This window comes from Veillonella sp. oral taxon 158, from assembly GCF_018376515.1.
GTDB classification, from domain to species: domain Bacteria; phylum Bacillota; class Negativicutes; order Veillonellales; family Veillonellaceae; genus Veillonella; species Veillonella rogosae.
Genome location: NZ_JAHABE010000001.1, coordinates 81,436 through 96,771, shown reverse-complemented (window position 1 = coordinate 96,771; position 15,336 = coordinate 81,436). Strand labels below are relative to the sequence as shown.

Sequence of the window (15,336 nt, the reverse complement as noted above, 5' to 3'; positions counted from 1 at the left end):
AGTCCACCTATTCCTTACCCCAATGACATGTGTGCTTGATTAAAATGAGAATTAAATCGGCACCACATGTATGTATCACGTATAACCTAAAGGTTAATAATCCTCTTCAATAAGTTCGCACATAATGTGCCCAGCCAAAATATGCATTTCTTGAATGCGAGCTGTTACATTACTAGGAATTGCTAATGTAATGTCACATAATTCGGCTAATTTACCGCCGCCTTCACCGGTAAAAGCAATGGTATGCATACCAATAGAACGAGCCATTTCAGCTGCTTTCACAACATTCTTAGAATTACCAGAAGTAGAAATACCGATGAGTACATCACCTGTACGGCCTAACCCCTCTACTTGGCGAGCAAAGACAGCATCAAAATCATAATCATTAGCGATCGCTGTCAATGCAGATGTGTCTGTAGTTAAAGCCACCGCAGCAAAAGAACGACGTTCCTTTTTAAAGCGACCAATTAATTCTGCTGCTAAATGTTGAGAATCTGCTGCAGAACCACCGTTACCACAGAATAAAATTTTATTACCATTATCGAGAGCCGCCTTACAGCGATAGGCAATCTCTTGAATGGTATCCATATGCTCCATCGTCTTACCAAACACTTCAAGATGCTCGGTGAAACGATCTGCAATGATTGGATTTAAATCAGTCATTATAAAATCTCCTTTAACAGTCTATCTGCATTCTTCCAGAACAATTTTTCACATTGCTCCACAGATAAACCAGCCTCTTTAAATGCATCATAGAGACGATACATTTCAGAAGCATCTTTAATTTCTGTATTTGGCTTAATACCATCAAAGTCGGTTCCTAATGCAACTACATCCTCTCCGCCTTTATTGATAAGGTATAAGCCGTGCTTTACAATATCATCTATGCGACTAACGGGCGATGACCCCAAGAAGGATTGAGCAAAATTAAGTCCAATGACACCACCTTTATTGGCTATGAGTTTAATTAAGTTGTCAGGCAAGTTTCTAGTATGAGCAGTAACTTCGCGCGCATTAGAATGAGATGCTACAAAGGGTACATCTAATATGTCACCTAATTGCTCTGTACCAGCATCGTTAAGATGAGAGCAGTCCACGACTATCCCTAAATCTTGCATAGCTTCTACAAACTCAATACCTTTAGGTGTTAATTTTTTATGTTGCTCACCACAGTGAGGTTCTCCCAAACCATTTGGATAGTTCCAAGTAAGCGTTATCAGTCTAACCCCATCTTGATAAGCTTGTTTAAGTTTATCTAAGTCACCGCCTAGTACGCCACCTTCCTCGATGGACATAAGGGCACCAATCTTACCAGAATCGTACACAGACTCTACATCTTGATAAGAGAGCACATGCTGTATGTGCTCTCCATAGAGATGAATTTGTGTGGTACATAAGTTTCGCATCTCTTCATAACGACCATAAGGATCATTCGTCTCACCAAGATTGATAAAGAGTGCAAAATCTTGTACCTTACTGTGAGCCTTTTGTAATTTCTCAATATCGATTTTCCAAGTATTACGATATAAATCACCACTATCGGGATGATCGAGTAATTGCATTATCGTATCGCAATGTAAATCTATCATAAAGCCTCACTATGTAGTAACATCAACTAACTACGTTTGGGTTTTTTAGCATCTAATTTTTTAAGCGCTTTAAGCTCTTCCATGAAGCTATCGATATTATCGAACTTACGATATACACTGGCGAATCGAACGTACGCAACTTGATCAATATCTTTCAATTGTTGCAATACAAGTTCCCCAATGCGGTCGGTTGTAACCTCTTGATTGATTTCGTTACGAATATCGCGCTCTACATCATTAACTACTTGTTCCATAACGGACATAGGCACTGTGCGTTTATCACAAGAGCGCAATAGACCATTCAATAATTTACCGCGATCAAATAATTCGCGGCGTCCGTTTTTCTTCATTACCATAAGTGGTACTTCTTCTATAATTTCATAGGTAGTAAAGCGACGGCCACAATTGATACATTCTCGGCGACGGCGAATACTATTACCTTCATCAGTCGTTCTAGAGTCTGTCACCTTCGTGTCTGTGTGCTGGCAATAAGGACATCTCATCTGTTACTACTCCTTTTCTACTAATCACTCTAAAACAGCGCAGAATACGCCCATTTTCTCTACTATATATAGTACCATGAAACCCCTTAAAATACAAAGAATCCCTAGGATTTCCTAAGGATTCTTCTATTATTCTTCAGTTTTTCATTTTATGAAATACTTTTGAAATACTATTTTTAATTTTAATTGCTTTTAAGCTTATCGTTTCAATGTATCTTCAATGCGAAGCAAGCAGTCGCCAGATTCGATACGGCTACCTTCACGTACAAGAATTTCTTCTACGATACCATCCATTGGAGCTGTAATTGTTGTTTCCATCTTCATTGCTTCTGTAACGATCAATGGCTCACCTTTAGCTACAGATTGGCCATTTTTAACGAGAATCTTAACAACGGAACCAGACAATGTAGCACCGATTTCACCAGGGTTAGATTCATCAGCTTTACGACGAACAACGCCAGTAGTCTTAGCATGTTTATCATGAACTTTAATGCTACGAGGTTGACCATTGAACTCGAACAATACGATACGGTTACCATCTTCATCTGGTTCAGAGAAACCATTCATTTTGATGATAAGGGTTTTACCTTTTTCAATAGTTACTTGGATTTCTTCGCCCCGTTTCATACCAAAGAAGAATGTCGGAGTATCAAGTACAGATACATCACCAAAGTCTTTTACAAATTTGTTGTAATCTTGGTAAACCTTAGGGTACAAGCAGTATGCACTGATATCTTCGTCAGTTGTTTGAGCACCCATTTCACTCAATTCATGGCGAATATGTTCAAAGTCTGTTGGAGGCAACACTGCACCTGGACGAACTGTAATTGGTTTTGCACCTTTCAAGATTATTTTTTGTAACTCTTCAGGGAATCCTTGGTACGGAGTGCCAAGACGACCTTCAAAGAATTCAACTACTGATTGAGGGAAGTCTAATACATCGCCCTTTTCGTAAATATCTTTTTCAGTCAAGTTATTTTGTACCATGTACAATGTCATATCGCCTACAACTTTAGAGGATGGCGTTACTTTGATGATATCACCAAACATCATATTTACTTGGTGGTACATTTTCTTGATATCAGCCCAACGATCGCCAAGGCCTACCATCTTAGCTTGTTGTTGCAAGTTGGAATATTGACCACCTGGCATTTCGTGTTGATATACTTCGGTGTTAGGATATGCTTCTGCTTTATCTACACCTTTGTAGTATGGACGAATACTACCGAAGTAGTGAGACATTTCTTCCATGTAATCAATGTTCATTTCAGGTTGACGGTCATGTCCACTCAATGCATAGTACATGGAGTTCATGCTAGGTTGAGATGTACCATTAGCAAATGCAGAGTATGCTAAGTCGATAACATCTACGCCAGCATCTACTGCACGACCATAAGTATAGATGGCATTACCAGAACCTTCATGAGTATGTAAATGAATTGGCACAGTAACCGCATCTTTTAATGCAGAAACAAGATTATAAGCTGCTTGAGGTTTCAAAAGACCAGCCATATCTTTAATAGCAATGATATTAGCACCTGCTTTTTCAAGCTCTTTCGCCATGCTTACATAATAGTCCAAGTTGTATTTTGTACGAGAACCATCAAGGATATCACCAGTGTAACACAATGCAACTTCAGCTAATTTATTTTGTGCACGTACTTCATCGATTGCTACATGCATATTATCGAGACTGTTCAGGCTATCAAATACGCGGAATACGTCAACACCATTGGCTGCAGCACGTTGAATGAAATGACGAACAACATTATCAGGATAAGATGTGTAGCCTACTGCATTGGCACCACGAAGAAGCATTTGAAGCAATGTGTTAGGTACTTCGCGACGGAACATACGCAAGCGTTCCCATGGATTTTCATGTAAGAAACGATAAGATACGTCAAATGTAGCACCGCCCCAACATTCTAGGGAGAATAAGTTAGGCACACCTTTTGCAGCATGACCAGCTACGCGAGCCATATCGATTGTACGAAGACGTGTAGCAAACAAGGATTGATGAGCATCACGCCATGTAGTATCTGTGAAGAATACTTGTTTTTGTTCAGATAACCATTTACTGAATTTATCTGGGCCAAGTTCATCGAATTTTTGTTTAGTACCAGCCGCTGGACTTACATCTAGAGTAGATGGCATTTGAATTGGTTCAAAGTCAGGAACTACTTGAGGGCCTGCACCAGAATAACCATTGATTGTAACGTCAGCGATGTAGCGTAACAATCTAGTACCACGGTCACGTGCTGGTTTTAATTCAAATAACTCAGGATGTTCTTCAATGAAGTTTACGTTGTATTTACCGCTTTGGAATTCAGGATGTTCCAATACATTGATTAAGAAGTGAATATTTGTTTTTACGCCACGAATACGGAACTCTTTCAAGCAACGAAGCATTTTGCGAATTGTTTCTTCGATGTTAGGGCCGAATGCAGTTGCTTTTACAAGCAAAGAATCATAGTAAGGTGTTACTACAGCGCCTGTAAAAGCATTACCGGAGTCAAGACGAATACCAAAGCCCCCGGAACTACGATAAGCCAAGATTTTACCTGTATCAGGCATAAAGTTATTCTTAGGATTTTCTGTAGTAATACGACATTGAATAGCAGTACCTTTACAAGGAACTTGATCTTGCTCTGGAATACCTACCTCTGGGCTATGTAAATTATAGCCTTCAGCAATTCTAATTTGAGCGTGAACAATATCAATATCTGTAATCATTTCTGTTACAGTATGTTCTACTTGAATACGAGGGTTAACTTCGATGAAGTAGAAGTTACCATCAGCTGTTACCAAGAATTCTACTGTACCAGCATTAACGTATTCAACATTTTTCATAATTTTAACTGCAGCATCACATACAGCTTTACGTGTTTCTAAAGACAACGCAAATGCTGGTGCCATTTCAACTACTTTTTGATGACGACGTTGAACAGAGCAGTCACGTTCATGTAAATGAACTACATTGCCATGTTCGTCACCTAAGATTTGAACTTCAATATGTTTCGGTTCTACGATGAGTTTTTCTACATATACATCATCGTCACCAAATGCTGCTTTTGCTTCAGATTTAGCGCGATCATATGCATCACGAAGGTCCTCTTTACGATGAACTTCACGCATACCACGGCCACCACCGCCATTAACGGCTTTAATCATCAATGGGAAGCCATGTGTATCAGCAAACTCCTCTAATTGAGCATAATCTTTTAATGCCCCATCAGAACCTGGAATCATTGGAATTTGTGCTAATTTAGCTTGCTCACGAGCATTAACTTTATCACCAAACATATTCAAATGTTTAATTTTAGGACCGATGAAGATAATACCTTCTTCTTCGCATCGACGAGCAAAGCCTTCATTTTCAGATAAGAAACCATAACCAGGATGGATAGCATCGATGTCATGTTCTTTTGCAATACGAATGATATCTTCAATGTCGAGATATGCGTCAACTGGTTTTTTACCTTCCCCTACGAGATAGGCTTCGTCAGCTTGGTTGCGATGCAAGGATAATGTATCCTCTTTAGAATAAATGGCTACAGTTTTAATACCCATTTCATTACATGCACGGAACACGCGGATCGCAATCTCACCACGGTTGGCAACCAATACGGATTTAATTTTTCTCATGTATTGCCTCCTACTAGCTTCCACAATTGTGAACTATCAGCTTTCAATTTTATTGATATATGAATATTTCCTATACTTATAGATAAAATAATATTATTGGATAACTCATCAAAATTTATGATAAGTTTTATATTCATAATAACATATAACTATTATACATTATTTTCTATATAATTAAAGGATTATACCAATTATGAAAGTATAAAATATAATTTTCATTGTACATTACAAAAAGTCATATGTCTTTTATCGATACACATCGAATTAATTCTATTTCTATATTATTTACCACCTAAAAAATAATTCATCAATCGATTTAGTTGCTCTTGATCATTAGCCCCCATTAACTCACGGGCAGAATGCATAGCTAGTAGAGGTAAGCCTACATCGATGGTACGCATTGGCAACATAGCTGAAGAAATAGAACCTACCGTTGAACCGCCAGGAATATCTGAACGATTTACATAAATTTGATACTCTGCACCTGCTTCTTCACAAAGCCCCTTAACTATAGCAATAGCTCTCGCATCTCCTGCATAAGATTGACTACATGCAATTTTAAGGGCAAGGCCTTTATTAAGGACCGGAATATTAGTGATATCGTTTTTCTCAGGATAATTAGGATGTAATCCATGTGCTACATCAGAAGAAATCATAAAGCCTTTAGAGATAAAACTATCCCTCTCTTGATTAGAATATCCTAATGCATCATACACACGTTTAATAAGGTTAGGTAAAAGCATTCCTGCTCCACCTTGCTTCGTACGACTCCCTACTTCTTCATTATCAAAGAGAATAGCACAACGTACACCATTAGCATTATGTTTACGAGCTTGAATAATTCCAGATAATACGCCAAAGCAAGATGTTAAATTATCTAACCGCGGAGCACTAATGAAATCACCTTCTATACCAAGTACACAGCCTTGCTCCGTAGGATATAAAGTCATTTCATAAGACAATATTTCAGAAGGGTCACAATCTACTTCATCAGCTAAAAAAGTACTCCACTCATCATATTGCGCAGAGGTGTCAGGGAATAAACTTGGAGTTCTATTATCTACAAAACCCCTTTCACCTTTATCATCTTTTTTGCACTCCATCATCATAATGGGAAGCATTTCTTTTTGACGATTTAGCTTAACCCCATCATTGACAGAACGATTCATGTGAATCGCCAAGTTCGGAATAATCGCAATCGGCCGTTTTGTATCAACTAGTACAGAATCAACATCAAAGGCATTATCACCTTTTAATACGACGGTACCTGCAGCACCTAATGGACGATCTAGCCAGGTGTTTTCAATGAGACCACCATACATTTCCACATTTAACTTGGTATAGCCTTTTACAGTTGTAATAGGATTAGGTTTAACACGAATAGCAGGGAAATCAGTATGAGCCGAAGCAATACGCAATATATCCTCTGGTTTCTTACCTATATGAAAGGCAAACAATGTAGTACCAAATACATTCACTACATAAGAACCAGAATCTAGTTGCCACTCATCGTCTAAACTGAGTTCAGTAAACCCAGAGTCTAACAACATTTGTAAACTTGTATCTACCGTATGGTACGGTGAAGTACAAGCACCAATATATTTTAATAACTGTTCATTATCAAACTTCATAATTCCCTCCTATGCACAAATACAATTTGTACAATATCATGAATAGTTTTAAATTTGTTCAATTTATAGAGCATTTACTTATATAATTTTACAATATATACATTAATAATATATTAATTACTACTATTTTATCACAAAAAAGCCGCCCCTTTCGGAGCGGCTTTCAACATACATTGTAAATACATACAACTCTAAATCAATAAAATTGACAGTTATATATACTACGACCATATAAACTTATCAGTATTACTTTTTACCACATACCAATCAATTTCATCCAGACAGAACCAATGCCCATGAAGATGATTAAGTTGATTACAGATGCAAAGAAACCAAGTTTCCACCATGTATTTTGAGGAACATAACCAGTATTGAAGATTACTGGAGAAGGACCTGCTGCATAGTGAGTTAAGGACATACACAAGTTAGATGTGAATGCGATCATCAATAATGTCAACATTGGTGGTGCACCTGCAGAAATAGCAATTGCAGAGAATGCTACGAACATGGCAGAAATATGTGCAGTCAAAGAAGCAAATACATAGTGGGAATATGTATTAATAAGTACAGCTATAACAAAGGCAATAATCCATGATCCTTCTGGAATATAACCACCTACCAGTACTGTTGCCCATTTGATGAAGCCTAATTTGGATAAGAAGCCGGCAAAGCCCATCAATGTACCCATCCAAACTAATGTATCCCAAGCACCTTTTTCACTTTTAACATCGTCCCAAATAAGAACGCCTGTAGTAAGCAAAATAGAAATGCCTAAGAATGCAACTGTTGTAGCATCAATTTTTGTGAATTGAGATGTAGCCCACAATGCTAATGCTAAGATAAATACGCCAAGCATAACCCACTCTTGGAAGCTCATTTTACCAAGACCTTTTAACTCTTCACGAATCATTTGTTGTGCTTCGCGAGCATCTCTAATTTCAGGTGGATATACTTTGTAAATGAAGTACGGCATAATAAGCAATGCAATGATACCAGGTACGATTGCAGCCAGAGCCCAATCGCCCCAAGTAATGCCAATACCAAAGGATTGAAGTGCTAAAGCAGCAACCAAGGTATTACCAGCCATGGATGTTTGGAACATAGCAGATGTAATCGTATTTACTTGGTAAATAGATTGCATCAAGAAGGAACCAATTTTACGAGGACCATCTTGAGGCTCAGAACCAAAAGCTTTTGCCAAACTTGTAGTAATTGGCATGATAACGCCACCCACACGAGCTGTGTTAGATGGTGTTGCTGGAGCCAAAATCAAATCAGATAAAGCCAATGCATATGCTAAACGTAATGAACTGCTACCAAAAGCAGCAATTAAATTATACGCAATACGTTTCCCCAAACCAGTTTTAATAAAGCCACGAGAGAATAAGAACGCGCCTACGATTAACCAAATAGCAGAATTAGCAAAACCAGAAATAGCTTCGCCAATCTTTAATGTACCAGTTAATGCCGCTACAGTAATAACAATGATGGATACGCCACCAATCGGTAATGGCTGAGTAATAAAGCCTACGATAGTAGCTACAAAGATGGCGAATAAATGCCAAGACTGAGGAGTTAACCCCTCTGGTGTAGGAATAAACCAAAGGCCTAACCCGAAGGCCGCTGGAATAATCCAGTTTAATAGTTTTTTCATACACATACCTCCTACATAGGAAAAAACAAAAAGATATTTATATCTTCTTATCTAAATATAATATATTTCAAGACAAAAAGATGTGAGAAAAAGCTGTACATCACTAGGTATGCACAGCTTTCATCATCATATAAATCCTATTCAGGTAGAGATACGTCCTCTAAGTTTGTTTTTTCGATAGACTCAATATCACCTTGATCGCAAAGATTTGCAATAGTTGGATCAATTGGTAAACGGTTCAACAATAATAGACCGTATTTTTGAAGGATTTCTTCAATGTGGCTTTCACCAAAGATTTGGTAATCCTTACCGTTATCTGGGCAATGGAAGTAAGAGTAGTTTTCCACTACACCAATAATAGGCACTTGCATTAAATCAGCCATTTTTACTGCTTTTTCAACAATCATGGATACCAAGTCTTGAGGAGAAGTAACGATGATAATACCATCCAATTTCAAGGATTGGTAAACTGTAATCGCTACGTCACCTGTTCCTGGTGGCATATCAACGAATAAATAATCGATGTCTTTCCAAATTACATCTGTATAGAATTGTTTTACAACATTGCCTAGAATAGGACCACGCCATAAAACAGGATCTGTATCGTTTTCCAAAAGGAGGTTAACAGACATAACGTCAATACCGCCTTTAGATTTTACAGGATACATGCCAATTTCGTCAGCATATGCTTTTTCCTTGATGCCGAACATCTTAGGAATGGAAGGACCTGTAATATCCGCATCGAGGATACCTACTTTGTAACCTTTACGCGCCATAGTAATGGCCATCAAGCTTGTAACGGAGGATTTACCTACGCCGCCTTTACCAGATACTACGCCAATTACATGTTTAACAGAACTAAGCTCGTGTAATTGAGCTGTAAGATCTTGAGGTTGTTGAGGAGCGCCGCCACCGCAACCAGAAGATTGAGATGGGCATCCGCCACAATCACTGCTGCTACCGCAACCCATAGTATACACCTACTTTCTTGGAGGAACTACCTCACATCTATATGTAAAACCTTTTGTTTATATGGTAAATACAATGTATCTACTGTTACATTGTATCACGTCATATCAAAAATTATCAATATATTACTCACCACAGAATTCTTTAGTTAAAGCACCTAGAATTTCCATGCCCTTTGTAATTTCTTCTACAGTTGGCACCGTATAGCTCAAGCGGAACGCATGGCCTTCCCCTGCACCATCTGCTGCAAAGGCACCACATTTAATAATCCCTACATTGCGGTCCATACATGCTTCAAAGAAGTCATCACAGTTAACTTCAGCTGGCATAGTCATCCATGCAAACATGCCGCCTGTAGGTTGAGTTAAATGAACCTTAGAACTTGCATACTTATCAAAGGCCTTAAGTAAAGCATCACATTTAGTTTTATAGACTTTACGTACATTATCTAAATGCTCATCATAATCAATCGTATCTAGCACTTTAGCCACAACTTTTTGAGTGACTAATGGCATTTGACCTGCTGTATTATTTTTTAATGCTTGGATAGCTTCTATTACCTTCGCTGGGCCAAATAAGAAACCTACACGCAAGCCTGCAGATAATGTCTTAGAATAAGAACCTGCATAAAGAACGCGATCTTCTGTATCAAAAGATTTAAAGGTCGGGATGTATTCTCCAGCAAATCGAATTTCACCATATGGATCATCTTCATAGATAAACAAATCATATTTAGATGCAATGGCGTAAATTTCTTTACGGCGTTCCAACGGCATCGTAATGCCTGTTGGATTTTGGAAGTTAGGAATGAGATAAATATATTTTCCCTTGCCAGATTGAGCAGCTTTCTCTAATTCACTTGGAATCATGCCGTGCTCATCTGTTTTAATACCTAATGCTTTACCACCCATGTTTCGTACGGAATTAATAGCACTGGTGAAAGTAAACTCATCCATGTATACTTCGTCGCCTGGTTCTAATACAGTGATTGGTACAAGACCTAATAATTGACCAGCCCCATTAGAGATAATGAGCCCTTGACCTTCTGGGTTCATCTTATGTGTTTTTACTAGACGTTCCAATGTTAGTTCAGCTAGTCGTGCATCGCCTTGCATAGGCCCATATTGTAAAAGACTCATAGGATTAGAGTGAACCACTTCATCAAAAGCCTGTTCAATAATTTCAACAGGAATGGCTTCAGGTGCAGGATTACCAATACCAAAGCTGATAAAACCTTCTACCCCTACACCACGTTCAAATACTTCACGAATAAAATTAGGACCTTTTAAGGTAACTCGTTCAGGAAGAGAAAAGCTCATACTATCGCCTCTTTCATATATAATAAGTTCAAAATTTTAACTAAGATTAGAAATTGTTATGCCTTAGGATCGTGCTCTTGTTCAGCGTTCTTCTTATCCATGTAATTCTTGTATACTTTCCATAGTATAAAGTATACTACGCCAGCAACAACTACAATAATTCCTAAGCGCCCCATATTCTCTTGGAAGTTAACTATATCTGTACCAATAGCCACTTCAAGAGCGGTAGATGGAAACTTACCGATTAAATTCGCTAAGATATAATCTCTTGGTTTAATCTTACTAATAGCGCCTAATGCAGTGATGACACCAGACGGAAAATATGGTAAAGACCGGGCAAATAACATGACCACAAAACCATTCTTACCGGAGAAATCATCTACTTTCATCAAAACAGTACTCTTTTCAATGAGCTTGTCCGCTGTATCACGCAAGAAGTAACGCATAATATAAAAGCTAATGACTACCCCAATTGTTTCAGCTAGCCAAGAAATGATAATCCCTGGCCACATGCCAAATACTAAACCATTCGCAGTAGAAATAAAAATGGATGGTAAGAATCCTACAGCATTAACGAAAATATCGAGGACCATACTCACAACCATAGCCATAGGACCAAAGCTTTGAATATATTCTGCTATTTCCTCCATAGAACCACTTGTCGCCAAGTGCCACATGGTTGGATAGAATGTAGGATCTATTATATTTATGACAATTAATAGGACAATAAAACCTAGTCCTGCTATTAACTGTACCCACCCCTCACCAGAAGGCTTTAAATTTCTTTTACTCATATATACCTCGTATTAAAAAGACTAGCTTAATTATATCACGTATTCTATAGACACGTTATATATAGTTACCCGCCTTTGATTCCAATCTAATTAGCAATCTTTTTATACTTTGTGATAACTACTAGAAGTTTAGAATAGTATAAAATATTTATAATTACATTAGCATAAAAATAATTGAAAGATGTATAATATTATTATAACAAGAATATTCTTAACTGAAAGAAGGTATATTATGGTATCAGCAGGTCAAACAGCTACAGCAACTGTTACAGTAACAGAATCTAATATTGCCAAAACTATGAAATCTGGTTCTTTAGAGGTCTTTGCTACACCAGCTATGTGTGCTCTCATGGAAGAGGCAGCACAAGCGGCAGTACAACCACACTTAGAAGAAGGTGAAGGCACTGTAGGTATCTCCCTATCGATCACTCATGAGGCCCCTACTCCCCTTGGTGCAATAGTAACTGCTAAAGCAACGGTAAGTGCTGTAGAAGGTCGTAAAATCACCTTTGATATTGAAGCCTCTGATGGCGTTGGTATCATTGGTCACGGCACACATGAACGCTTCGTTATTAACAACGAAAAATTTATGGCAAAAGTAGCAAGCCGAGCAAAATCTAACTAAATAGAACTAAAATATCTATCAATCAAAATCACTAGAATATATATCAATAAAATCACTAGTTTAATACTATCTCTAGTGGAATAAAAACGGCATCTATCAGACGATAGATGCCGTTTTTATTACTTTCACATTTACATAATCCATAAAAGAATTAGCAAATTTCAACGATCCAACCTTCTGGAGCTTCGATTTCACAGTGTTGAATGCCGAGTAATGTGTCATATAATTTTTTAGTGATAGGACCCATATCATCCATACCAGCAGGTACGTGGATATCACCATCTTTAGTGTGAATCAAACCTACAGGAGAGATAACTGCTGCTGTACCACAAAGACCAATTTCCGCAAAGTCTTTCAATTCATCTACGTGTACAGGACGATGTTCTACCTTCATACCAAGGTAATGCTCTGCTACATACATCAAGGAACGACGTGTAATAGATGGCAAAATACTATCAGATTTAGGTGTTACTAATGTGCCATCTTTAGTGATAAAGATAAAGTTAGCACCACCAGTTTCTTCAACATGTGTACGAGTAGCCGCATCAAGATACATGTTCTCTGCGTAACCTTCGTTATGAGCATCTGTAATAGCGTACAAGCTCATAGCATAGTTTAAGCCAGCTTTAATATGACCAGTACCATGTGGAGCAGCACGGTCAAAATCAGTAGTGCGAATTTTAATCGGTTTAGCGCCACCTTTGAAGTAAGGGCCTACTGGTGTTGTTAAGATACGGAATTGGTATTCATCTGCTGGTTTTACGCCGATAACAGCATTTGTACCCATCATATAAGGACGAACGTAAAGGCTTGCACCGTGACCATAAGGAGGAACAAAGTCTTTGTTTGCTTTTACCACTTCTTTTACAGCCTCAATAAAGCGACCTTCAGGTAACTTAGGCATTACAAGACGTTCTGCAGATTCATCTAAACGAATAGCATTAAGATCTGGACGGAAACATACGATATGACCATCTTTAGTATAATAAGCTTTCAAACCTTCGAAAATAGTTTGAGCGTATTGGAATACGCCAGCACATTCGTTTAATACAACATTAGAATCAGTGATTAAACCACCTTCATCCCATTTACCATCTTTATATGTAGATAAATAACGGTAGTCGGTTTCTACATAACCAAAACCGAGATTATCCCAATCGATATTCTTGCTCATAACAATAACCTCCATGCTTATTAATATACTTATAATCTTAACACTATGAGCAAGTTATTTCAACATATTCTATAGAGGACAGAGATTAGACATGTAATAAGTTGAGTATACTTAAGTACAAAATATAGAATATCACTTATTTTGATGCCTTATAAATCATATGGATCATCATATCTATAACGATTGATATCATAAATAATCTCTATGTCTTTATCTATAATAAATTTAGTTCGTTTCAAATCATAAGGTACGTCGTAACGCGTATGATATGAAATAGATTCTACACGACCAGTACGAACCGCATTATCGGATCCAAACGGAACTTTTACAATATCCCCTTCATATATATCATTTCTATCAGTACGATAATAAAATTCCTGGTTTATCTTAAAAATATATACAGAACAATACGTATAAATTCTTCTATCAGATGTATGATTTGATTGTAAAAACTCTTGTAAAGATTTATCTCTTGTATGAGCATGTATAAAATTAATTAGATTTTTATACCAAGTGGGCACATACTGATTAGTTACATTCCCTATAAACAATGTATCCTCTTTATGCGCCCATTTAATACGTACTGTTACTATACCACCACGGGCAGGGTCTCTATCAAGGTCATGACTTTCACTAAGACTAAAAGAATCTAGACTATATAGCGTTTCGCCAATGTGAAAGTCAATATCTTGCTTCAATTGATGAATCATTTGATTATCTACATACTCGCTATGACTATGACTAGAGTGACCAAATTGCTTACTATTACAATCAATGGAAATAGACGGCTCATTCCAATTAAAATTCAATGTATTTACGTCACCATAGTCTTGGTACATATTTTTTTGCACTTCAATATGAATCTCTTGAATTCTATCTTTTTCTCGATTTCCATCAAATAAAAGTAATGTAAACATACCTAGAATTTGTCTGAATAGTATAGACATGGCCCTCAGGGTATTATCAAAAGGAAATTCATATATAAATTCCTGATCCTCAGTGTTGATGAGCTGTACTTGGACAGCACACTCATCCTCATCATATAGGTCAATATCATCGGAAAATCTACGCCCCATAAGCTCTAATAGATATTGTTTTTTAGATTCGTCAATTGAGTACTCCTTAGTAGTTAAGGATTCTATTTTACCCTCTACAGGTTTCGAGATATGCTCCCATTTAATGCCATAGGTAACACTAATGGATTCCTTAATAGAAATATGTTGTATCTCTTCAATATAGTAATCTTTACGATTTAATTTCACTTCCTTTGGAACGCTATCTGGTAAATCACCATACCAACTACCCGTACTTATGATGTCACAAGATACTACGGTACCTATAAATTTATCTGTCACATTTCTATGCATATACATAGGAACTCCTCCTTTTATTACTTTGTTTAAGTATAATAAAAAGGATGTGACAAAAATGTC

General features: G+C 37.4%; 12 protein-coding genes. 1 reads left to right on the top strand and 11 read right to left on the bottom strand.

Annotation, left to right across the window (positions count from 1 at the left end; all coding sequences use genetic code 11):
• Positions 1 to 93 precede the first annotated feature (93 nt).
• From gmhA to KH364_RS00410, 9 genes are all read right to left on the bottom strand, one after another.
• A complete protein-coding gene (gene gmhA / locus KH364_RS00450) occupies positions 94 to 663 on the bottom strand; it encodes a D-sedoheptulose 7-phosphate isomerase (RefSeq protein WP_054747248.1) in 570 nt (189 codons plus the stop codon).
• The gene (locus KH364_RS00445; RefSeq protein WP_273297903.1) at positions 663 to 1,589 is read right to left on the bottom strand and encodes a membrane dipeptidase; all 927 of its coding nucleotides are present in this window, start codon (positions 1,587 to 1,589) and stop codon (positions 663 to 665) included. The genes gmhA and KH364_RS00445 overlap by 1 nt, the downstream gene beginning before the upstream one ends.
• Positions 1,590 to 1,615: 26 nt before the next feature.
• On the bottom strand, positions 1,616 to 2,092 hold the full coding sequence (gene nrdR, locus KH364_RS00440) for a transcriptional regulator NrdR (RefSeq protein ID WP_009372078.1): 477 nt from the start codon (positions 2,090 to 2,092) through the stop codon (positions 1,616 to 1,618).
• A gap of 198 nt (positions 2,093 to 2,290) precedes the next feature.
• On the bottom strand, positions 2,291 to 5,737 hold the full coding sequence (locus KH364_RS00435; RefSeq protein WP_273297901.1) for a pyruvate carboxylase: 3,447 nt from the start codon (positions 5,735 to 5,737) through the stop codon (positions 2,291 to 2,293).
• Between the two features lie 281 nt (positions 5,738 to 6,018).
• A complete protein-coding gene (locus KH364_RS00430) occupies positions 6,019 to 7,368 on the bottom strand; it encodes a M18 family aminopeptidase (RefSeq protein WP_273297900.1) in 1,350 nt (449 codons plus the stop codon).
• Between the two features lie 253 nt (positions 7,369 to 7,621).
• Positions 7,622 to 9,022, bottom strand: coding sequence for an anion permease (locus KH364_RS00425; RefSeq protein ID WP_273297898.1), 1,401 nt, complete (start codon positions 9,020 to 9,022; stop codon positions 7,622 to 7,624).
• A 137-nt stretch (positions 9,023 to 9,159) separates the two neighbouring features.
• Entirely contained in the window at positions 9,160 to 9,993 is an 834-nt protein-coding gene (locus KH364_RS00420; protein ID WP_105085483.1) for an Mrp/NBP35 family ATP-binding protein, read from the bottom strand.
• A gap of 123 nt (positions 9,994 to 10,116) precedes the next feature.
• On the bottom strand, positions 10,117 to 11,310 hold the full coding sequence (locus tag KH364_RS00415; protein ID WP_273297896.1) for a PLP-dependent aminotransferase family protein: 1,194 nt from the start codon (positions 11,308 to 11,310) through the stop codon (positions 10,117 to 10,119).
• Positions 11,311 to 11,366: 56 nt separating this feature from the next.
• On the bottom strand, positions 11,367 to 12,104 hold the full coding sequence (locus KH364_RS00410) for a TVP38/TMEM64 family protein (protein ID WP_009372062.1): 738 nt from the start codon (positions 12,102 to 12,104) through the stop codon (positions 11,367 to 11,369).
• A gap of 232 nt (positions 12,105 to 12,336) precedes the next feature.
• Between KH364_RS00410 and KH364_RS00405 the strand changes: the two genes are divergently transcribed.
• On the top strand, positions 12,337 to 12,729 hold the full coding sequence (locus KH364_RS00405) for a thioesterase family protein (RefSeq protein WP_009372134.1): 393 nt from the start codon (positions 12,337 to 12,339) through the stop codon (positions 12,727 to 12,729).
• Positions 12,730 to 12,880: 151 nt separating this feature from the next.
• Here the strand turns inward: KH364_RS00405 and KH364_RS00400 are convergent, their stop codons facing one another.
• Both KH364_RS00400 and KH364_RS00395 read right to left on the bottom strand, forming a co-directional pair.
• On the bottom strand, positions 12,881 to 13,903 hold the full coding sequence (locus KH364_RS00400) for a branched-chain amino acid aminotransferase (protein WP_273297894.1): 1,023 nt from the start codon (positions 13,901 to 13,903) through the stop codon (positions 12,881 to 12,883).
• A gap of 149 nt (positions 13,904 to 14,052) precedes the next feature.
• Positions 14,053 to 15,276 (bottom strand): hypothetical protein, encoded by a 1,224-nt coding sequence (locus KH364_RS00395; protein ID WP_273297893.1) that lies wholly within the window; start codon positions 15,274 to 15,276, stop codon positions 14,053 to 14,055.
• Positions 15,277 to 15,336 lie beyond the last annotated feature (60 nt).

Coding starts and splice junctions, on each gene's coding strand:
- gmhA (WP_054747248.1), bottom strand. CDS start 663: ATGACTGATTTAAATCCAATCATTGCAGATCGTTTCACCGAGCATCTT.
- KH364_RS00445 (WP_273297903.1), bottom strand. CDS start 1,589: ATGATAGATTTACATTGCGATACGATAATGCAATTACTCGATCATCCC.
- nrdR (WP_009372078.1), bottom strand. CDS start 2,092: ATGAGATGTCCTTATTGCCAGCACACAGACACGAAGGTGACAGACTCT.
- KH364_RS00435 (WP_273297901.1), bottom strand. CDS start 5,737: ATGAGAAAAATTAAATCCGTATTGGTTGCCAACCGTGGTGAGATTGCG.
- KH364_RS00430 (WP_273297900.1), bottom strand. CDS start 7,368: ATGAAGTTTGATAATGAACAGTTATTAAAATATATTGGTGCTTGTACT.
- KH364_RS00425 (WP_273297898.1), bottom strand. CDS start 9,022: ATGAAAAAACTATTAAACTGGATTATTCCAGCGGCCTTCGGGTTAGGC.
- KH364_RS00420 (WP_105085483.1), bottom strand. CDS start 9,993: ATGGGTTGCGGTAGCAGCAGTGATTGTGGCGGATGCCCATCTCAATCT.
- KH364_RS00415 (WP_273297896.1), bottom strand. CDS start 11,310: ATGAGCTTTTCTCTTCCTGAACGAGTTACCTTAAAAGGTCCTAATTTT.
- KH364_RS00410 (WP_009372062.1), bottom strand. CDS start 12,104: ATGAGTAAAAGAAATTTAAAGCCTTCTGGTGAGGGGTGGGTACAGTTA.
- KH364_RS00405 (WP_009372134.1), top strand. CDS start 12,337: ATGGTATCAGCAGGTCAAACAGCTACAGCAACTGTTACAGTAACAGAA.
- KH364_RS00400 (WP_273297894.1), bottom strand. CDS start 13,903: ATGAGCAAGAATATCGATTGGGATAATCTCGGTTTTGGTTATGTAGAA.
- KH364_RS00395 (WP_273297893.1), bottom strand. CDS start 15,276: ATGTATATGCATAGAAATGTGACAGATAAATTTATAGGTACCGTAGTA.